Here is a 17,828-nt window from a genome sequence, read left to right as displayed (position 1 = left end):
TGTCGCATGCTTCAGCGCAACGCCAGAGCAGCGGCGTGGTGGCGCAGGTGATCGTCGATGAAGCTGGTGACGAACCAGTAGCTGTGGTCATAGCCGGCATGCCGGCGCAGCAGCAGTGCCTGTCCGGCTTCGGCGCAGGCCCGGCCGAACAGCTCGGGTCTCAGCTGCGTCTCCAGGAACTGATCCGCGTTGCCCTGATCGATCAGGATCGTGCCGGGAAACATCTGCTGCCGCACCAACGCGCAGGCGTCATAGTCGGCCCAAGCCACCGGATCGGTGCCGAGATAGCGCGGCAATGCCTTGCGTCCCCATGGCACTTCAGTGGGTGCCACGATCGGCGCAAATGCGGACACCGAGCGGTAACGCGAGGGATGTTTCAAGGCGATCGTCAACGCGCCATGACCACCCATCGAATGGCCGCAGATGCTGCTGCGTGAGACATCCACCGGAAAGTGGGCGGCGATCAAGGCCGGCAACTCGTCCACCACGTAGCTATGCATGCGGAAGCGTGACGACCACGGCGCCATGCAGGCATCGACGTAGAAGCCGGCGCCCTCGCCGAATTCCCAGTCGCCGGTGGCGCCGTCGATACCGGTGCCACGTGGACTGGTATCCGGCATCACCAGCACCAGGCCCAGCTCGGCAGCCAGTCGCTGCGCACCGGCCTTGACCGTGGCGGTTTCCTCGGTACAGGTCAGCCCGGCCAGGAAATACAGCACCGGGCACGGCTGCTGTGTGGCCTGCGGCGGCTGATACACGGCAAAGCGCATTGGGCCGCTACAGGCCTCCGAAGTGTGCCGGTAAAAGCCTTGAATGCCGCCATGCAGTCGCTGTTCCGAAATCGTTTCAAGCATGTTCACCGTCCTTCATTCCACCCAAACATAACCACGCACCGCTTCACATTCAGTCACACCACAACGCGCAAGGCTGCAGACTGATAGAATGCACGACTTGCGCGCCGCATTCCCGGTGCCGCTTCCAGTTTCGAGGTTCCCATGTCATCCCCCGCTTCCGACAACGCCCCGGTTTCGTCCGGCTTCGGCGCACTCGCTCTGCACCCTGACGTTCTGCGTGTCCTGACCGACGTCGGCTACGAATCCCCCTCGCCGATCCAGGCTGCCACCATCCCGCCGCTGCTGGAAGGCCGCGACGTGCTCGGTCAGGCGCAGACCGGCACCGGCAAGACCGCGGCGTTCGCGCTGCCGATCCTGTCACGCATCAACCTCAAGCCGGGCAAGCCGCAGGCACTCGTGCTGGCACCCACGCGCGAATTGGCCATCCAGGTGGCTGAAGCATTCCAGCGTTACGCCACGCATCTGCCTGGACTGCAGGTGCTGCCGATCTATGGTGGCCAGAGCTACGGCCCGCAGCTGCATTCGCTCAAGCGCGGCGTGCACGTCGTGGTCGGTACGCCCGGCCGCGTGATCGACCATCTGGACAAGGGCACGCTGGATCTGTCCGAACTGAAGTACCTGGTGCTCGATGAAGCCGACGAAATGCTGCGCATGGGCTTCATCGACGACGTCGAGAAAGTGCTGCAGGCGACACCGCCGCAGCGCCAGGTCGCGCTGTTCTCGGCGACCATGCCCAGCGTCATCCGCAAGATCGCGCAGCGCCATCTGAAGGATCCGGTCGAGGTCACGATCAAGTCCTCCACCACCACCGCGGCGAACATCCGCCAGCGCTACTGGTTCGTCAGTGGCATGCACAAGCTCGATGCGATGACGCGCATCCTCGAAGCCGAGCCGTTCGATGCGATGATCATCTTCGCGCGCACCAAGCAGGCCACCGAGGAACTGGCCGGCAAGCTGCAGGCGCGTGGTCTCGCGGCGGCTGCGATCAACGGTGACATCGCCCAGCCGCAGCGTGAGCGGGTGATCCAGCAGTTGAAGGACGGCAAGCTCGACATCCTGGTCGCCACCGACGTGGCCGCGCGCGGTCTCGACGTGGAACGCATCAGCCACGTGATGAACTACGACATTCCGTACGACACCGAGAGCTATGTGCACCGAATCGGTCGCACTGGCCGCGCCGGGCGCAGCGGTGAGGCGATCCTGTTCGTCAGCCCGCGCGAACGCGGCATGCTACATGCGATCGAGCGCGCCACCCGCCAGCCGATCGAGCAGATGCAGCTGCCATCGGTCGACGTGGTCAACGACGTGCGCATCGGCAAGTTCAAGCAACGCATCAGCGACACGCTGGCCATCGGCGACCTGGGCGAATTCCAGAAGCTGATCGAGCAGTACGAGCAGGAACACAACGTGCCGGCGATCGAGATCGCTGCCGCGCTGGCACGCATCGCGCAGGGCGATCAGCCGCTGCTGCTGGCGCCCCCGCCGAAGCGCGAGAAGTACGAGCCGGCATCGCGCGAGCGCAGCGACCGTGCACCGCGCGAGCGCGCCGGCAACGAGCGACGTCCGTCGTTCGAACGCGAAGGCGCCGCAAGCCGCCCTGCGCGCGAATCCAGGCCGCATGAACACAAACCGCGCGAACACGGCGCGCACGAGCATGCACCCTCGCGCGAATTTGGCCATCGTCCGGCGCGCGCGCATGCCACTGAAGAAGGCAAGCGCACCTATCGCATCGAGGTCGGCCACGAGCACGGTGTGAAGCCGGGCAACATCGTCGGCGCGATCGCCAACGAGGCAGGCCTGGAAAGCCAGTTCATCGGCCGCCTCAGCATCCGCGACCATTACAGCCTGATCGACCTGCCCGACGGCATGCCGAAGGAAGTGTTCGAACACCTGAAGAAGGTCTGGGTCGTGCAGCAGCAGTTGCGCATCCACGAATGGGACGGCAGCGACACCGACACCGGCCATGCCGCGCCGGCGCACAAGCCGGGTGGATTCAAGAAACCTGGTGGATTCAAGCCGGGCGGTGCCAAGTCAGGTGGCTTCAAGCCGCGGCACGGTGGCGGGAAACCACCGCGAAAGTAATTCGCGAACCTCGCGTCCGGGTCGCCCGATTGTTTCGATCGGGCGACACAGCATCTCCCACCGGAGGCCGCTGAAAAACACCATGGCGTCCATACTCTATGGACAACCTCTGCCTATGGACGACGCCATGACCAGGCTGCCCAGCTTGTACATCTCGCACGGTTCACCGATGACCGCGCTGCAACCCGGCCTGACCGGCAAACGGCTTGCCGAGCTGGCCGCGGTGCTGCCGCAGCCGAAGGCGATCGTGATGGCCAGCGCCCACTGGCTATCGCGGCGGCCGCAGGTTGGCAGTGCAGCCGCGCCTGAGACCATCCACGATTTCGGCGGCTTCCCGGCCGCGTTGTATCAGCTGCACTATCCCGCGCCGGGCGATCCCGTGCTGGCCGATCGCGTCATGCAGTTGCTGGATCAGGCCGGCTTGGCGCCTGCCATCAATCCCGAACGCGGGCTCGATCACGGCGCTTGGGTACCACTGCGTCTGCTGTATCCGGCAGCAGACATCCCGGTCGTGCCGGTCTCAATCCAGCCTGAACTCGGCCCGGCACATCAGTACGCGCTGGGCCAGGCACTGGCGCCACTGCGCGATGATGGCGTCCTGGTGATCGGCTCAGGCAGCATCACCCACAACCTGCACGATCTCCGTGCCGGCTACAGCGACGAACGGCAGGCGCCGTACGTGAAGCCGTTCATCGACTGGATCGAGCAGAAACTCGCCGCCGGCGACATCGGCGCCCTGCTCGACTATCGCCGGCAGGCACCGTTTGCCGAACGCGCGCACCCCACCGACGAGCATCTGCTGCCGCTGTTCGTGGCGCTCGGGGCGGCGGGCGAACATGCGCATGCACAACGGATCGATGCGGGCATCGACATGGGCCTGCTGGCGATGGACATCTATCGCTTCGATTGAACGACATCCCAGCGGCGGGAGCGATCAGGCGATCTGCGGCAACGGCGGCGTGTCGGCATCGAATGGTTGGAACCAGTCCCGTGGTGTCAGCACTGGCAGCCCATGCGCGAGGCGCGCCTTGTCGCATTGCAGGCTGATCGTGCCGGACTCCCACGATGGCTGCACCTCGCGGCATACCGATGGGCGCCGCGCATAAATACCGCAATGCGCCGCCACACCCACCGTGCCTTGCAAGGCCACGCAGCGTGGCTGCGCGGTGTCGGTGCCGCGCATCGCCAGCCGGTGCGGGTCGAGTTTCTCGGTAAGCTCTGGCGGTACGCAGCCACCGAGCGAGGCATCGGCCTCCGACCAGTGGAACGCCACGCGAAAGTGCGCGCAGCAGGCACCGCAACGCAGACAGGGATGTTCCATCGAGCTAACCATGGCGCACCCCGAGGCACGCAGCCTGTGGATTCTAGAACGCGAAAGGCCTGCCGTGCGGCAGGCCTTTCTTCGTGGACGTCAAATTTTCCTACGGTGCGCCGGCAAACGTGTTGCACTGATCCATGTCGCCGCTGCTGAAACCGGTCTTGAACCACTTCACCCGCTGCGCCGACGTGCCGTGGGTGAAGGTATCCGGCCGCACACGCCCCTGCGCCTGCTGCTGCAAGGTGTCGTCACCGATGTGGCTGGCTGCGTTGAGCGCCGACTCGATGTCACCCGGCTGCAGCCAGTTCAGATCCTTCTGGCTGTGGTTCGCCCACACGCCGGCATAGCAGTCCGCCTGTAGCTCCTGCCGCACGGACAAGCCGTCCGCACCATCCATCGGCTGGCCTTGACGCTGCAACTGTTGCACCTTGTCGAACACGCCGGTCAGCTTCTGCACGTGATGGCCCACTTCATGCGCGATCACGTAGGCGCGGGCGAAGTCGCCTGAAGAATGCAGCTCATCCTGCAGTTGCTGGAAGAACGCCACATCGAGGTAGACCTTCTGGTCGCCCGGACAGTAGAACGGCCCCACTGCCGTTGTCGCGCCACCGCAGGCCGTGTTCACGCCACCGCTGAACAGATGCAGTTTCGGATCCACATAGGTCATCCCTTTCGCCTGAAAAATCTCGCCCCAGGTCTGCTCGGTCGAATGCAGGATCGCGCTGACAAACGCTTTCTGCTGTGGGTCGATCTGCACCGGTGCGCTCTGCGCGGGCACACTTGATTGGGTACCGCCCTGATCCAGCAATGCCAGCGGATTCTTGAAGAAGACCCAACCCAGGATGGCCAACACGATCAGGCCGCCCAAGCCCATGCGACCGCCGCCGAAACCACCCCCTCCGCCACCGCCACCACCGTTGCCACTATCGACTTCGACGTTGTCGCTGCTGCCACCTTTCTGCCAGTCCATACGCCCCTCGCTGTCTTGTGCACCGCCCCCGGCACGCCCGGCGACGATAGCGCCTTGCCCGGCATCACGCCATGCACGCCTTCCCGTTACAGTAGGCGACTTTTCAGCGAGAGCCTGCCATGACCCACCTGCCCGCCCTGGTCACCCTGCTTACCGTCTTTTTGCTGTTCGGCACCATGTGGGCCGTAGGTCACGCCCGTGGCAAGTACAACATCAAGGCACCTGCGATCAGCGGCGATCCGGCATTCGAGCGCACCTACCGCGTGCAGATGAATACGCTGGAGAGCACGGTGATGTTCCTGCCGGTGCTGTGGCTGGCGGCGACATACGGCTTCAGCGGGTGGGCCGGCATCGCCGGGCTGGTCTGGCTGGTCGGTCGGGTATGGTATGCGCTGGCCTATCTCAAGGATGCGGGCAAGCGTGGGCCTGGCTTCATGGTCGCCATGGTCGGCTGGGCTGCGTTGCTGGTGATGGCCTCGATCGGTGTCGTGCGCGTCATGCTGCTGGGCTGAGGCAACAGCTCAAGCCAGCAGGCCAGGCGCGACCGCACTCAATACCCATACGCGATGCGGCACCGCCATCGGTTCTGCCGCATGGCGGGCACTCAACATGGCGGCCAGCTCGCTGTCGAAGCGCTGCACCCTGGTTTGGTCCAGTACCGCGCCGATGGCGGCGCTGGCACGAACGCGGCCGCGCCAGTCCACATGGCTGTACGGCACATCGAGATCGAACGAATAGGTGCGCAGGCCGGTGAAACCGGCTTCGGCCACGTCCTTCAGCCATGCCGGATACAGGCCGCTGCCGCTGTGCATGGTCCAGCCGGGATTGCAGGTCAGGATCAACCGCTCGGTGTCCTGCACCAGATTGCCGTTCAGCGGCAGCCAGTCGAAGTGCGCGATCACCAGCCGGCCGCCCGGTTTCAGCCAGCTGCGTGATTGCGACGCCGTGCGCGAACGGTCGAACCAGTGCCAGCATTGGCCGGCGGTGATCACGTCGAATGATGCCGGTGGAAACTCGGCGTTCTCGACCCGCGCACGCACCTGCTTCACCTGCACGCCGGCAGCACGATCGAGCTCCGCTGCCTCCGCCAGCAAGGCAGCGGAATGATCAAGACCGGTGACCTCGCCACCGCGGACGGCCAGTCCGCGGGCGACGGTGCCGGTGCCGGTGCCGAGATCCAGCACCTGGTTACCCTTCTGCACGGTACCGTCGGCAAACAGTCGCTCGAAGAATGCCTCGGGAAACCCGGCACGATGGCGAGCGTAGTCATTGGCAGTCCTGCCAAAATCGACAGTCATCGATGTTCCCCCTGACCCGACCGGTACCGCGATGTTACCGGGATGATCCGCTGCTGCAAGTTTTTGCGAGGAATCCACTGCAGTCCACAGTACAACCATGCCGATCGACCGATTGCGCCAGCCGGCGTCGGCTGGCTAGCTTGGACGTGTTGAATGTCACACCGTACGCGCCGCCACGGGGCCTGCCCGACTGCGAAATCGACTCACCATGGATACCATGCCCGCGCCCATCGATATTTTGCCGACACCATCCGCGATACCGCCGGCGCCGATCATCGCATCGCCTCCCGCCCGTCCACCGGGGCTGCGGGCGGCACTGGGCCTGGTCGCGCTTTACTTCGTGCTGCAGGCTGTCGGCAGTGGCCTGATCGCACTGGTGCTGGGTGTGGCGATGGGCTTCGTGCGCCCGTGGCAAGGCATGGCCCATGCCGACGATGGCATCCGCAGCATGCTGGATCAACCCGGCATGCCGGCGCTGCTGGTGATAGCCACGCTGAGTCTGGCCGCGGCCCTGATCCTGCTGCTGACACGACGGCGCTGGCCGCATCTGTGGTCGCTGGCGCAGCCGCCCGGTTTCGGTTTCGTGCGCACGACCCGTCCGCTGTTTCTCGCATTGGCTGTCGCGATCGGACTGACTGCGCCACTGCTCGGTGGATGGCTGACCCAGCTGCTGGCGCACGGACAGACCGTGACCCAGAACATCCAGCAGCTTGGCGCGGATACCCCACCGGCATGGCGCATCATGCTGGTGCTGGTCGTGGTGAGTGTGGGGCCGGTGGTGGAGGAACTGCTGTTCCGTGGCGTGCTGCTTTCGGCGCTATGGCAGCGCTGGCGTACCGGCTGGGCGATGACGCTGAGCTCGCTGGCGTTTGCCCTGGTGCACCTGCCGGGCCTGCAATGGCAATGGTTCGCGCTGCCCGACCTGTTGCTGCTGGCGCTGGCACTGGCCTGGCTGCGGTTGCGCTCGGGCTCGATCTGGCCAGGCGTGCTGGCGCATGGCGTCAACAATCTGCTGGCGGTAGCCGCATGGTTCGTGGCGATCAATTTGCCCGGCTGAAGCTCAGCCCGTGGTCACCTTGAAGTGGCGCAGCAGGCGCTCCGTCTCGAACAACGGCAGACCCATCACGCTGGAATAGCTGCCCTGCAAATGCTCGATCAAGGCCGCACCACGCCCCTGGATCGCATACGCCCCCGCCTTGCCGAGCGACTCACCGGTGGCAACATAGGCGGCAATCGTCGCTTCATCCAGTACGGCGAAGCGCACGAGCGAGATACAGACATCGCCATGTTCGTGTCCGGCACCGACCAGCCATACCGCGGAGATGACCTCATGCGTGCGCCCCGAAAGCCGGCGCAACATCGCTGTAGCGTCCTCGGCATCACGCGGCTTGCCGAACACATCGCCAGCCAGCACCACTTCGGTATCCGCGCCAAGCACGATGGCATGGTCACGATCGCCGGCATCCAGCAAGGCCAGTCCTGCACGTGCCTTGTCGCGCGCCACGCGATGAACATAGTCCTGTGGCAGTTCACCAGCAGCACGCTGTTCCGGCACCTCCACATCGAGCACGGAAAATGTTGCACCGAGCTGCTCCAGCAGGGCACGACGACGTGGTGACTGCGAAGCCAGATAAAGCATCACACTGTTCCCGGATTCGTAAGAGATGCAAGGATAGTGGCTGTTGGGAGCATCAGGTGCGGTGCTGCTGACGCTCACCCGGACCGATGCCTAAAGCACCAGGCCGTACTCGCAAAACCCCTGGTCACGTTGCCAGCCCAGCGACTCGTAGAGCGCCTGTGCCGGCGCATTGTCGAGTGATGTGGACAGCGACAGGCTGGCCACGCCCTGACTGCGCGCATGATCGGCGGCAGCGATCAGCAAGGCCCTCGCCACCCCCTGCCGCCGTGCGGCGGTGGCAACGAACAGATCATTGAGCAGCCAGGTGCGCACCACACGCACCGACGAGAACAGCGGATAGAGCTGGCTGAAACCGAGCCCTGAACCGGAATCATCAAGCGCCAGCAGAACCTGCGACTCCTGCCTGGCGATGCGCTCGGCCAGGAAGGCACGCGCGCGCGCAACATCCGATGACTGTCTGTAGAACTGGCGATAGTCGTCGAACAGTGGCACCAGTGTGTCGAGATCGTCGATGCTGGCCTGGTGGATCCGGAAGCTCATGGCGACTCCTGTGCATGCGGTGGCTCAGACTCGCGCTGCACGCTTTCGCGAGGCTGACATCAGGCGCGATGGTAAGGGTGCCCGGCCATGATGGTGGTGGCACGATACAACTGCTCGGCCAGCACCAGTCGTACCAGCATGTGCGGCAGGGTCAACGGGCCGAGCGACCAGCGCTGGTCGGCGCGTGCCAGCACGTCGGGTGCGTGGCCATCGGGACCACCGATCAGGAAGGCCAGGTCACGCCCGGCCATGCGCCAGCGTGCGAGCTGTCCGGCGAGCTCCTCGCTGGACCAGGTCTTGCCGCGGCCATCGAGCGCAACCACGTGGATATCGTGCGGCAAGGAGGCAAGTATCGCCACGCCTTCGTCCTGGATGGCCCGCGCATCGTCGCGACCCTTGCCGCGGTTGCCGGGTTTCAGCTCGATCAGTTCGAGCGGCAACTCGTGCGAAAGGCGCTTGCGGTATTCGGCAAAACCCTCGGCCACCCAGCCGGGCATGCGTTCGCCAACCGCGATGAGGCGTGCGCGCATGCCGCAGGACAACTCAGCCGGCTTGCACAGCGTCGGCTTCGTGGCCGTGGTCACCCACCGTCCACAGGCGCTCCAGCCCGTAGAACTCGCGGATGCGTGGCAGCATCACATGGACGATCACGTCACCCAGGTCGACCAGCACCCACTCGCCTTCCACTTCACCTTCCACGCCCAACGGCATCACGCCCGCCTTCTTGGCGAACTTGGACACTTCGTCGGCGATGGATTTGACGTGGCGTGCGGAGGTGCCGGAGGCGATGACCAGCAGGTCTGCAATCGAGGTTTTGCCGCGGACGTCGATCTCACGGATGTCCTTGGCTTTCAGCTCTTCCAGCGCGTCGATGACGGACTTGCGCAGGGTGGCCGTGGTGACGGACTTGTTCGTGCGGGCAGTACTCAAGAGGATGGGCCTCGATGCGGGATCGCAGCGCAAAATGGCGCGGACGCAGTATACCTGCCCTGCCGCCAAGTCGCGTTCCGGGTCCCGATCAGGATACCAGTGTCCGCCGGGCCAGCCGGCACTCATGCATCAGGCGCGCCACCAGCTCGGCGGCGGGCTGCGGGCGCACCAGGCCGGCGGCCTGCCCGCACCACTCGGACAGCAGATCACCACGCCCGGCTGCCGCAGCGGCGCGGCGCAACGGCGCGGTGAGCGCATTCAGTACCGGATACGGCAGCCCCTGCACCGCTTCCGGCATGGCCTCGACGAAGCGGTTGCGCAAGCCACGGGCCGCACGCCCGGAGAAACCCCGGATGGTAGTGACCTGCTGTTCGTCGGCCCGCAGCAGATCCTGTTTCCAGGCTTCGGCCGCCGAACATTCAGGACAGGTGAGAAAGGCCGTGCCAAGCTGACTGGCCGCTGCGCCGAGAACTTCCGCCGCCAGCAGGCCGTTGCCGTCCATGATGCCGCCGGCGGCGATCACCGGGACATTCCTGGCCCCAGCCGCCAGCGCGCGCACGGTGAGCGGCAGCAGCGCAAACAGGCCGATCATCGCGTCCTCGGCCCGGTGCAGGAAGGTGCCACGATGGCCACCGGCTTCGGCGCCCTGCACGCAGACGGCATCCGCGCCCCCATCGACCCAGGCATGCGCCTCGGCCACCGTGGTGGCGGTGCCGATCACGTAGATGTCGCGCTGACGCAGCTCGTGCAATTGCGCCGGGCTGATCACGCCAAACGCGAAACTCGCCACCGCCGGGCGCGCTTCGCACAAGGCAGCGAACTGATCGGAAAAACGCGGTGCCCAGCGTGCGGGCAGGCTGGTGCGGACATCGACGCCCTCCTGCACCATCAGCGCATCGAGCTGCTCGCGAGCCTTCGCCACGGCCGCCATGTCGGCCTCGAATTCGTCCGGCAGCACGAACAGACCGATCGCATATGGGCAGTCGCCGAGGGCGCGGATCTGCGCCGCCTGATCGAGGATCGCCTGCGGTTCCAGATAACCGGCGCCGAGCGAACCGAGGCCACCCGCGTTCGACACGGCGGCCACCAGAGCCGGTGGTGTCGAACCGGACATCGGCGCCTGGATCAGCGGATGCTCGATGCCGAGGCGGCTGGCGAATGGTGAAGTCATGTCGATGACCGGCAGCGGATGGGCGGCCCAGTATCCGCTGCCCTTGCCTGCAGCAAAAGTAGCCGGCGGGATGCCATGATGGTGGCGCCCGCCAGCAGGTGCCGACGTCTCAGCCGCCTGAGCTCATGGTGTCGCCAGCCTTCTTCATCGCATCCTTCGACACCAGCTATCGGCCGGTTACCTAGCCGCCCTGCCCGGCCACGATGTTGACCGTGATCGCGATGATGAACACGTTGAAGAAGAACGCGATCACGCTGTGCAGCAAGGCCACACGGCGCAGGTAACGGCTGGTGATCTGCACGTCGGAGACCTGGAAGGTCATCCCGATCACGATCGCGAAGTAGGCGAAGTCCCAGTAATCCGGCTGCGGCGTGTCGGGAAACTGCAGCCCTGCGTGCTTCTCGCCGAGATCGCCGTAGAAGCCGTGCGCGTAATGGATCGCGAACATGATGTTGAGGAACAGCCAGCTCAGCACCACGCTGAGCGCCCCCACGCCCAGCGCCAGCAGACCACCACCCTTGGCGGCGTGCAGCTCGCTGCTCAACGCCACCAGCACCACGGTCGAGAGCACGATGCCACTCCACAGGATGCCCCAGCGTCCGGTGTCCTGCGCGCGCGACTGGCTGCGCATGTGTGCTGCGGAAGCCTGGTTGAACATGCGGGCGATGATGCCGAGGAACACCAGCGCCGCCAGATCGAACGCCAGCAGAACCGCCGTGGCCGGTCGCAGTTTCATCGCCAGCAGCACGGCGCCGACGACGATGAAGATCAACAGGGCAATGAATGTCCGCGGACGTGCCTTCACGGAATGCAGCGGCCGCCAGCGACGCCTCTTCGCGCCACCCGCCATGCCTGCATTGTCGTTATCCATATCCATGCGAACCTCCGGATCGGCGCCCCGCTGGCGCCGGCAATCTCACGATGATAACGGGAGTCTCGAGGCCTGTTTACGATCTTCAGGCAACCAGATCCCGGTACTCCGGATGCCGTCCCAACCACACGGCGGAATACGAACATGCCGGCACTACCTTCCAGCCTTCGCGGCGCGCCGTCGCAAAAGCCTCCTGAACCAGCGCCGAGGCAATGCCGCGACCACCCACCGCCGGCGGCACTCCGGTGTGGGTGATTGTCATCACACCCGCGACGAGGGCGTAGTCGAGCCCGCAATCGGCACCGTCCACCTGTGTGCTGAAACGATGCGCGCTGCGATCGTGCTGGATGATGAGCGACATCTGGACTCCGCCGTGAAAACCCGATTGCCCAGCATACGATCAGTACGGCCATGCCGATGTGATGGCGGCGCATCGTTCCATTCGCGCCATCTGTACACGTCGCCGGTCATGGTTGGCACTTGTTTGTCACTGTTCCACAGGAGAATCCCGTGAAGAAATCCGCATCTGCCCACTGGTCCGGCGGCATCAAGGACGGCCAGGGCTCGCTCTCGACGGAATCCGGCGTGCTGCGCGAGTCGCCTTACGGTTTCCGCTCACGCTTCGAGGACGGCCCCGGTACCAACCCGGAGGAATTGATCGCGGCGGCCCATGCCGGCTGCTATTCGATGGCGCTCTCGTTGGGCCTGGGCAGCGCAGGACTCACCGCCGACAGCATCGACACCAAGGCAACGGTGACGCTGGACAAGAACGGTGACGGCTTTTCGATCACCGCAGTACATCTCACGTGCAGGGCCAGGGTGCCCGGCGCAGACGCCGCCACGTTCGCGAAGATTGCACTGGCCACCAAGGAGGCCTGCCCGGTCTCCAAGGTGCTGAAGGCCACCATCACGCTGGATGCCACGCTGGATACCTGAAACACCATGTCGACAGAGTGGGCGTGGCATCACGCTAGACTTGCCGCATGCCCACGCCGCCAAACTTTCTCACCCGCATCGCCCGCGAACCGGTTCGCACGGCGATACGGCACTGGGTGCTGAGCGCATTCCCGCGCGCCCGGAGTGGCAGCGGTGGCATCGATTACGACCACCCGCACGGCGATCCGGGCCTGTTCGGTCCGGACAGCGCGACCTGGCGCGTGCACTCGGATTTCCCCGGCATGCTGGCCGGTGGGTTGGCCGCACTGACCTTGCAGACACTGCATCCACTGGCGCTGGCCGGGGTCTGGGATCACTCGAATTTCCGCGGTGATCTGGTCGGTCGCCTGCGCCGCACCACCGCTTTTGTCGGCGGCACCACCTACGCGCCGCGCACGCAATCCGAGGCATTGATCGAACACGTCCGGCAGATCCATACGCATATCACCGGGCATGGCGAGGATGGATGTCCCTATGCGGCAAACGATCCGGCCCTGCTGACCTGGGTACATGTCACCGAGGCATACAGCTTCCTGCAGGGTTATCGCCGTTACAGCCACGTGGCGATGCCGGCCGACGCAGCCGATCGCTACTATGACGAAGTGCGACGCATTGCCGAGGCGCTTGGCGCCTGTGACGTACCGGCATCCGAGCACGCCGTCACCGAGTATTTCCAGCGTATCCAGCCTGAACTGGCTTATACCGAACGCTCACGCGTGGTGCTTGAACTGCTGTCGCAGGTCCGCCTGCCGGTACCGGCGGCCGGCTTGTCGCGTGACCTGTTCCTGCTGGCCGGCAGCGCACTGTTGCCCGACTGGGCAGTCACCCTGCTGGGCCGCACATCGCGACAGCAACGACAGGCCCGGCTGGCGGCCCACGCGTTGCGATCGATCGCGCCAGTGTTCCGCGCCGCATTGAAAGACGGCATCGCCAGCCGTGCCTGCCGGCGCGTGGACATGTCGCCGGAACAGCTGCAGCACTGGGAGTGACGGGTCGCATGAGCCTCCGCGCCGAAACGGCCGTCCGAGATTGACAGCTCCGTCCGATCCGCTAACGTCCTTCGATACGCGTCATTCAGGGGCTCCAGTGGCAACACTCATTCCGACCCGCAACAGTTGCCTGCCGCGCATGACCGGCGGCGAGAAACGCGTTTCCGAACGGCTGGAACAGAAGCTCGAGGACGATTACCTGCTGTGGTACGACGTGCCGGTCGGGTTGAAGCAGCGCCATCCGGACTTCGTGGTGTTCCACCCGCGCCGTGGCTTGCTGGTACTGGAAGTGAAGGACTGGAAGGCCGACACCATCCAGCATGCCGACAGCACCCAGTTCACCCTGATCACCGATCGTGGCCTGGTGAAGGAGAACAACCCGCTGCTGCAGGCACGCGCCTATGCACTGGAAATCGGTGTGGTGCTGGAGCGCGATCCAGCGTTGCGCCACCCGCAAGGTTCCCGCCATGCCGGCAAGCTGATCATGCCGTGGGCCTGGGGTGTGGTGCTGGCCAACATCACCCGCAGGCAATTCGATGAAGGTGGCCTGGGCGACGTGGTGCCCGAACATCTGGTGATCTGCCGCGACGAACTGTACGAAACGGTCGATGCCGAGGCGTTCCAGGAGCGTTTGTGGGCAATGTTCCCGCAGGTGTTCCCGGTGGCGATCACCCTGCCGCAGATCGACCGCGTGCGCTGGCATCTGTTTCCCGAACTGCGGGTCGAGCCCGGCAGCGGCCAGTTCGGTCTGTTCGGCCCCACCGACGCAACGGTGCGTCCGCTGGAGATTCCCGACCTGGTCAAGGTGATGGATTCGCAGCAGGAACAGCTGGCGCGTTCGCTCGGTGGCGAGCACCGGATCATCCACGGCGTCGCCGGTTCCGGCAAGACGATGATCCTGGGCTTCCGCGCGATGCAGCTGGCACGCGAATTGGGCAAACCCATCCTGGTGCTCTGCTACAACAAGACGCTGGCCGCACGGCTCGAACAGCTGATCGGCGAGCGCGGTCTCAGCGAGAAAGTGCAGGTCTACAACTTCCACAAGTGGTGCCGCAAGATGCTGGTGGCGTACCACGTGCCGCTACCGCCGGGAAAGGACAAGGCGTTCTTCGAGGCATTGCCGCCGGCCGTGATCGCCGGCGTCGACCGCGGCCAGATTCCGCGCTTCCAGTACGGCGCCGTGCTGATCGACGAAGGCCACGACTTCGAGCCGGACTGGTACAAGCTGATCGTGCAGATGATCGACCCGGCCACCAACTCCCTGCTGGTGCTGTACGACGACGCACAGAACATCTACGGCAATGCCGACCGGCGCAAGATCAGCTGGAAGAGCTTGGGCGTTCAGGCGCAGGGGCGCACCACCATCCTCAAGCTCAACTACCGCAACACGCTGGAGATCCTCTCGGTCGCACGTGCCTTCGCCCACGACCTGCTCGAATCGCGCAGCGATGATGATGACGGCGTGCCGCTGATCGCACCGGAGAGCGCTGGTCGTCGCGGTGCCGTGCCCGAGCTGGTACGCACCGACACCGCCGGCGCCCAGCTCGACGTGTTGATCGCACGCCTGCGCGACGAGCACGCCAGCGGCCGGCCGTATTCCGACATGGCGGTGCTGTTCCGCAACCAGTGGGAAGGCGAGAAGCTGCACGAGGCACTCCAGCGCATCGGTATCCCGAGCCGGCTTGCCGACAGCACCGGCAAGCAAACCCTGTTCGTGGTCGAGGACAGCGTCAAGCTGGTCACCATGCATTCCAGCAAGGGCCTGGAGTTTCCATTCGTGATCATCCCCGGCCTCGGTTCGCTGCCCAAGCCCGGCCAGACCGAGGCTGACGAAGCGCGCCTGCTCTACGTCGCGATGACCCGCGCGACCGAACACCTGTTGCTGATCCACCACGACGACTCGGTGTTCAGCAAGCGCATCCGCGATTCGATCAACGAGGTGCAGGGGCAGTTGGCGAATCGCACATGATTCGGCACGACATCGATAGGGCGTTCATATCCGGCTTGAGATCACACGAAGACATCTACCTGCTGGCGACTCAACTGCGGTATGGCGCCAGCAATCCCGGATCGTCGAACAAACCCGCAGGCAGCAGATAGCGCGGATCGCGTCCCTCGGCGAGCAGCTCGCGGATGCGCGTGGCGGAGATTTCCAGCGGCGTGACCGCCAGCTCGATCAGCTTGCCGGCCATCGTGTGGTGCAGCACGGAGACATCTTCCACACGACGACCTGAAATCACGTGCTGCAGCTCATCCGACAGCTCGGCCTCCACGCCGGGTCGACTCAACACGCCGACGTGCGCAACCTCGAACAATTCGCGCCAGCGGTGCCAGCTAGGCAATCCGGCGAATGCATCAGCACCGATCAGCAACAGCAACGGGCGGTCGCCTTGCTCGGCGCGCAATTCGATCAGCGTATCTATCGTGTAGGACGGCCCGCTGCGTTCCAGTTCGCGGGTGTCCAGCGTCAGGCGTGACTGACCTTGCAGCGCAGCGCGCAGCATCGCCACGCGCTGCGCTGCCGAAGCCATCGGCGGCGGACGATGTGGCGGCACGCTCGCCGGCATCAGGCACACGTCGGCGTCGAGCAGTTCGGCGGCTTCCCACGCCACACTCAAATGGCCCAGGTGCACCGGATCAAAGGTGCCCCCGAAAATGGCGAGAGGCTTCACACCAGTACCCGTGCCGCGCGCGGCTCGGCGATCGCGGCAATCAGCCGCTCGGCCTCCTGCCACGGATTGCCGGCTTCGCGACCCTTGACCATGCGATCGATGCGCGAGGCACGCGCGAGGCACTGCAGCCAGTGCTCACGCGGGGCGCGACGCAACGCCTGGCGAAACAGGGTCTCGCGTGCCTGCCACAGATGCTCGGCGCGGAACTGGGCAGCGAGGTCATGTGCGTTGGCCAGGCGCAAGGCCAGTTGCAGCTGATTGACCAGCCAGCCCATCAGCGCAAGCAGCTCGTCGCCTTCGGAGCGCAACCCGGCAAGGACGCGCAACGCGCGCGCGCCGTCACCAACGAAAGCAGCATCGGTGAGCTTGAACACGTCGTAGCGGGCGCTGTCGGCCACCAGGTTTTCCATCTCGGCGGCATCGATGCGGCTCTCATCGTGCAAAACGGCGAGCTTGTCGATCTCCTGCGCGGCGGCCAGCAGGTTGCCCTCGACGCGCTCGGCGAGCAAGGCGATCGCATCGGGCGTGGCCGACAGCCCGCGCGAGGCGAGCCGCGCGCCGATCCACGCGCTCCACTCGTTCGGACGCGGCGCGTTGAACACAACCATCGTGCCGCTGGCGTCGAGTTTCTTGCTCCACGCGCCATCGTGCTTGCTGCTCCACTCCATCGCGGTGATCAGCAAGGTGACATCGGGTGGCGGATCGGCACAGAACGCATTGATCGCCTTGGCGCCTTCGATACCCGGACGGCCGGTGGGCAGGCGCAGATCGATCAGCCGGCGGGTGGCAAACAGCGACATGCCGGCGGCGGAACGCGCCAGCTCGTCCCAGTCGAAATGCTGACCGACATCGAGCACGTCGCGCTCGCTGTAGCCAAGCTTCTTCGCCTGCGCGCGCAGCGCGTCGGCCGCTTCCAGCACCAGCAGTTCCTCGCCGGCGAGCAGGTACACCGGCGCCAGGCGGTCGGCCGCCAGCGCCTTCTGCCACTGACTGGAACCGAGCGGCATCAGTGCGTGCTGGATGCGCTCGCCGGCACGGCCAGCCCATGCTTGCCGACCGCCTGCAACCGGAACAGGATCGCCTGCACCATGTCGTCGTTGAGGCTGTGCTGGATTTCCTCCACCTGCGAGGCGTTGCCGACGGTGTTGGTGGCGTCGTAGCTGTATTCGCGCGACATGTTGATGTGCTGCAACGGGATCAGCAAGGTGCCGTCGGGACCGGTCACGTCGAACTGCACCTGGTAGTGCACCGAGTATTCGGTGATCCGCACATAGCCGCCATTGGTCAGCGAGTCGGTACCGAACGCGGCAACCGGCACACGCAATTCGGCAATGCCGGTACCCGCGTTGTCCTCGACCGTGACACCGGAGGTTTCCAGTGCACGGGAAAGCATGCGCGGGAATTCCCCGCCGCCAGCGACAGTAAGGTGAATGCGCTGCAGCGACGGCGGCAATGCCGCGTTTTCGCGCAGATGAAAACCACAGGCGGCCAGTGCGAGCATCGGGATCAGCAGCAGTGCAGCCTGGAACAGTCGTCCCGCTTTCATGAAGCTCATGGA

General features: G+C 65.2%; 21 protein-coding genes. 7 read left to right on the top strand and 14 right to left on the bottom strand.

The annotated features are described in order from the left end of the window. Positions 1-11 precede the first annotated feature (11 nt). Positions 12-860, bottom strand: a complete 849-nt coding sequence (fghA, locus tag B0E50_RS03520) for an S-formylglutathione hydrolase (protein WP_077439756.1) — start codon at positions 858-860, stop codon at positions 12-14. A 135-nt stretch (positions 861-995) separates the two neighbouring features. Here fghA and B0E50_RS03515 point away from each other — a divergent pair, with 135 nt between their 5' ends. Both B0E50_RS03515 and B0E50_RS03510 read left to right on the top strand, forming a co-directional pair. Then, positions 996-2,936, top strand: coding sequence for a DEAD/DEAH box helicase (locus B0E50_RS03515; protein ID WP_077439754.1), 1,941 nt, complete (start codon positions 996-998; stop codon positions 2,934-2,936). Between the two features lie 127 nt (positions 2,937-3,063). Continuing rightward, positions 3,064-3,846 carry a class III extradiol ring-cleavage dioxygenase gene (locus B0E50_RS03510; RefSeq protein ID WP_077439902.1) on the top strand — a complete coding sequence of 261 codons (783 nt, stop codon included), beginning with the start codon at positions 3,064-3,066 and terminating at the stop codon, positions 3,844-3,846. 24 nt (positions 3,847-3,870) lie between these two features. Here the strand turns inward: B0E50_RS03510 and B0E50_RS03505 are convergent, their stop codons facing one another. Next, positions 3,871-4,257, bottom strand: coding sequence for a YkgJ family cysteine cluster protein (locus B0E50_RS03505; RefSeq protein ID WP_077439752.1), 387 nt, complete (start codon positions 4,255-4,257; stop codon positions 3,871-3,873). A gap of 100 nt (positions 4,258-4,357) precedes the next feature. Further along, the gene (locus B0E50_RS03500; protein WP_077439750.1) at positions 4,358-5,224 is read right to left on the bottom strand and encodes a neutral zinc metallopeptidase; all 867 of its coding nucleotides are present in this window, start codon (positions 5,222-5,224) and stop codon (positions 4,358-4,360) included. A 119-nt stretch (positions 5,225-5,343) separates the two neighbouring features. On the opposite strand from B0E50_RS03500, the gene B0E50_RS03495 reads away from it, so the two are divergent. After that, positions 5,344-5,736 carry an MAPEG family protein gene (locus B0E50_RS03495; protein ID WP_077439748.1) on the top strand — a complete coding sequence of 131 codons (393 nt, stop codon included), beginning with the start codon at positions 5,344-5,346 and terminating at the stop codon, positions 5,734-5,736. Positions 5,737-5,745: 9 nt separating this feature from the next. On the opposite strand, the gene B0E50_RS03490 is transcribed toward B0E50_RS03495, so the two are convergent. Next, on the bottom strand, positions 5,746-6,522 hold the full coding sequence (locus tag B0E50_RS03490; protein ID WP_077439747.1) for a class I SAM-dependent methyltransferase: 777 nt from the start codon (positions 6,520-6,522) through the stop codon (positions 5,746-5,748). A gap of 208 nt (positions 6,523-6,730) precedes the next feature. Between B0E50_RS03490 and B0E50_RS03485 the strand changes: the two genes are divergently transcribed. Further along, entirely contained in the window at positions 6,731-7,579 is an 849-nt protein-coding gene (locus B0E50_RS03485; RefSeq protein WP_254427166.1) for a type II CAAX endopeptidase family protein, read from the top strand. Positions 7,580-7,582: 3 nt separating this feature from the next. Here B0E50_RS03485 and B0E50_RS03480 read toward each other — a convergent pair whose 3' ends face one another. The 7 genes from B0E50_RS03480 to B0E50_RS03450 form a co-directional block, all read right to left on the bottom strand. Next, on the bottom strand, positions 7,583-8,161 hold the full coding sequence (locus B0E50_RS03480; RefSeq protein WP_077439745.1) for a Maf family protein: 579 nt from the start codon (positions 8,159-8,161) through the stop codon (positions 7,583-7,585). 90 nt (positions 8,162-8,251) lie between these two features. Next, complete coding sequence (locus B0E50_RS03475) at positions 8,252-8,701, bottom strand: GNAT family N-acetyltransferase (RefSeq protein ID WP_077439743.1); 450 nt, start codon at positions 8,699-8,701, stop codon at positions 8,252-8,254. A 59-nt stretch (positions 8,702-8,760) separates the two neighbouring features. Beyond that, positions 8,761-9,231, bottom strand: coding sequence for a 23S rRNA (pseudouridine(1915)-N(3))-methyltransferase RlmH (gene rlmH, locus B0E50_RS03470; RefSeq protein WP_077439741.1), 471 nt, complete (start codon positions 9,229-9,231; stop codon positions 8,761-8,763). A 13-nt stretch (positions 9,232-9,244) separates the two neighbouring features. Next, positions 9,245-9,631 carry a ribosome silencing factor gene (gene rsfS, locus B0E50_RS03465; RefSeq protein WP_077439739.1) on the bottom strand — a complete coding sequence of 129 codons (387 nt, stop codon included), beginning with the start codon at positions 9,629-9,631 and terminating at the stop codon, positions 9,245-9,247. Positions 9,632-9,719: 88 nt separating this feature from the next. Further along, positions 9,720-10,802, bottom strand: a complete 1,083-nt coding sequence (locus tag B0E50_RS03460; protein ID WP_077439738.1) for a nitronate monooxygenase — start codon at positions 10,800-10,802, stop codon at positions 9,720-9,722. A gap of 181 nt (positions 10,803-10,983) precedes the next feature. Continuing rightward, entirely contained in the window at positions 10,984-11,673 is a 690-nt protein-coding gene (locus B0E50_RS03455) for a DUF1345 domain-containing protein (protein ID WP_077439737.1), read from the bottom strand. 85 nt (positions 11,674-11,758) lie between these two features. After that, positions 11,759-12,034 carry a GNAT family N-acetyltransferase gene (locus B0E50_RS03450; protein WP_077439736.1) on the bottom strand — a complete coding sequence of 92 codons (276 nt, stop codon included), beginning with the start codon at positions 12,032-12,034 and terminating at the stop codon, positions 11,759-11,761. A 149-nt stretch (positions 12,035-12,183) separates the two neighbouring features. Between B0E50_RS03450 and B0E50_RS03445 the strand changes: the two genes are divergently transcribed. From B0E50_RS03445 to B0E50_RS03435, 3 genes are all read left to right on the top strand, one after another. Beyond that, on the top strand, positions 12,184-12,609 hold the full coding sequence (locus B0E50_RS03445; protein WP_077439735.1) for an OsmC family protein: 426 nt from the start codon (positions 12,184-12,186) through the stop codon (positions 12,607-12,609). A gap of 47 nt (positions 12,610-12,656) precedes the next feature. Next, positions 12,657-13,598 carry an oxygenase MpaB family protein gene (locus B0E50_RS03440; protein ID WP_077439734.1) on the top strand — a complete coding sequence of 314 codons (942 nt, stop codon included), beginning with the start codon at positions 12,657-12,659 and terminating at the stop codon, positions 13,596-13,598. Positions 13,599-13,695: 97 nt separating this feature from the next. Continuing rightward, positions 13,696-15,567 carry a 3'-5' exonuclease gene (locus tag B0E50_RS03435; RefSeq protein ID WP_217343191.1) on the top strand — a complete coding sequence of 624 codons (1,872 nt, stop codon included), beginning with the start codon at positions 13,696-13,698 and terminating at the stop codon, positions 15,565-15,567. A gap of 70 nt (positions 15,568-15,637) precedes the next feature. Here the strand turns inward: B0E50_RS03435 and nadD are convergent, their stop codons facing one another. The 3 genes from nadD to lptE are packed head-to-tail and all read right to left on the bottom strand — an operon-like array spanning position 15,638 to position 17,825. Further along, the gene (gene nadD, locus B0E50_RS03430; protein WP_077439732.1) at positions 15,638-16,270 is read right to left on the bottom strand and encodes a nicotinate-nucleotide adenylyltransferase; all 633 of its coding nucleotides are present in this window, start codon (positions 16,268-16,270) and stop codon (positions 15,638-15,640) included. After that, positions 16,267-17,277 (bottom strand): DNA polymerase III subunit delta, encoded by a 1,011-nt coding sequence (gene holA, locus B0E50_RS03425; protein ID WP_077439731.1) that lies wholly within the window; start codon positions 17,275-17,277, stop codon positions 16,267-16,269. Before holA ends, nadD begins: the two co-directional genes overlap by 4 nt. After that, positions 17,277-17,825, bottom strand: coding sequence for an LPS assembly lipoprotein LptE (gene lptE, locus B0E50_RS03420; RefSeq protein WP_077439730.1), 549 nt, complete (start codon positions 17,823-17,825; stop codon positions 17,277-17,279). Before lptE ends, holA begins: the two co-directional genes overlap by 1 nt. Positions 17,826-17,828: the final 3 nt, after the last annotated feature.

The organism is Rhodanobacter sp. C01 (assembly GCF_002001045.1).
Classification (GTDB): Bacteria; Pseudomonadota; Gammaproteobacteria; order Xanthomonadales; family Rhodanobacteraceae; genus Rhodanobacter.
Note: the sequence above shows the minus strand (reverse complement) of the source record. Positions and strands in the feature narration are given on the sequence as shown.

What these genes read in the sequence shown, in the direction of transcription:
- B0E50_RS03515 (WP_077439754.1), top strand. Translation starts at nt 996, where the DNA reads ATGTCATCCCCCGCTTCCGACAACGCCCCGGTTTCGTCCGGCTTCGGC.
- B0E50_RS03510 (WP_077439902.1), top strand. Translation starts at nt 3,064, where the DNA reads ATGACCAGGCTGCCCAGCTTGTACATCTCGCACGGTTCACCGATGACC.
- B0E50_RS03505 (WP_077439752.1), bottom strand. Translation starts at nt 4,257, where the DNA reads ATGGAACATCCCTGTCTGCGTTGCGGTGCCTGCTGCGCGCACTTTCGC.
- B0E50_RS03500 (WP_077439750.1), bottom strand. Translation starts at nt 5,224, where the DNA reads ATGGACTGGCAGAAAGGTGGCAGCAGCGACAACGTCGAAGTCGATAGT.
- B0E50_RS03495 (WP_077439748.1), top strand. Translation starts at nt 5,344, where the DNA reads ATGACCCACCTGCCCGCCCTGGTCACCCTGCTTACCGTCTTTTTGCTG.
- B0E50_RS03490 (WP_077439747.1), bottom strand. Translation starts at nt 6,522, where the DNA reads ATGACTGTCGATTTTGGCAGGACTGCCAATGACTACGCTCGCCATCGT.
- B0E50_RS03485 (WP_254427166.1), top strand. Translation starts at nt 6,731, where the DNA reads ATGGATACCATGCCCGCGCCCATCGATATTTTGCCGACACCATCCGCG.
- B0E50_RS03480 (WP_077439745.1), bottom strand. Translation starts at nt 8,161, where the DNA reads ATGCTTTATCTGGCTTCGCAGTCACCACGTCGTCGTGCCCTGCTGGAG.
- B0E50_RS03475 (WP_077439743.1), bottom strand. Translation starts at nt 8,701, where the DNA reads ATGAGCTTCCGGATCCACCAGGCCAGCATCGACGATCTCGACACACTG.
- rlmH (WP_077439741.1), bottom strand. Translation starts at nt 9,231, where the DNA reads ATGCGCGCACGCCTCATCGCGGTTGGCGAACGCATGCCCGGCTGGGTG.
- B0E50_RS03460 (WP_077439738.1), bottom strand. Translation starts at nt 10,802, where the DNA reads ATGACTTCACCATTCGCCAGCCGCCTCGGCATCGAGCATCCGCTGATC.
- B0E50_RS03455 (WP_077439737.1), bottom strand. Translation starts at nt 11,673, where the DNA reads ATGGATAACGACAATGCAGGCATGGCGGGTGGCGCGAAGAGGCGTCGC.
- B0E50_RS03450 (WP_077439736.1), bottom strand. Translation starts at nt 12,034, where the DNA reads ATGTCGCTCATCATCCAGCACGATCGCAGCGCGCATCGTTTCAGCACA.
- B0E50_RS03440 (WP_077439734.1), top strand. Translation starts at nt 12,657, where the DNA reads ATGCCCACGCCGCCAAACTTTCTCACCCGCATCGCCCGCGAACCGGTT.
- holA (WP_077439731.1), bottom strand. Translation starts at nt 17,277, where the DNA reads ATGCCGCTCGGTTCCAGTCAGTGGCAGAAGGCGCTGGCGGCCGACCGC.
- lptE (WP_077439730.1), bottom strand. Translation starts at nt 17,825, where the DNA reads ATGAGCTTCATGAAAGCGGGACGACTGTTCCAGGCTGCACTGCTGCTG.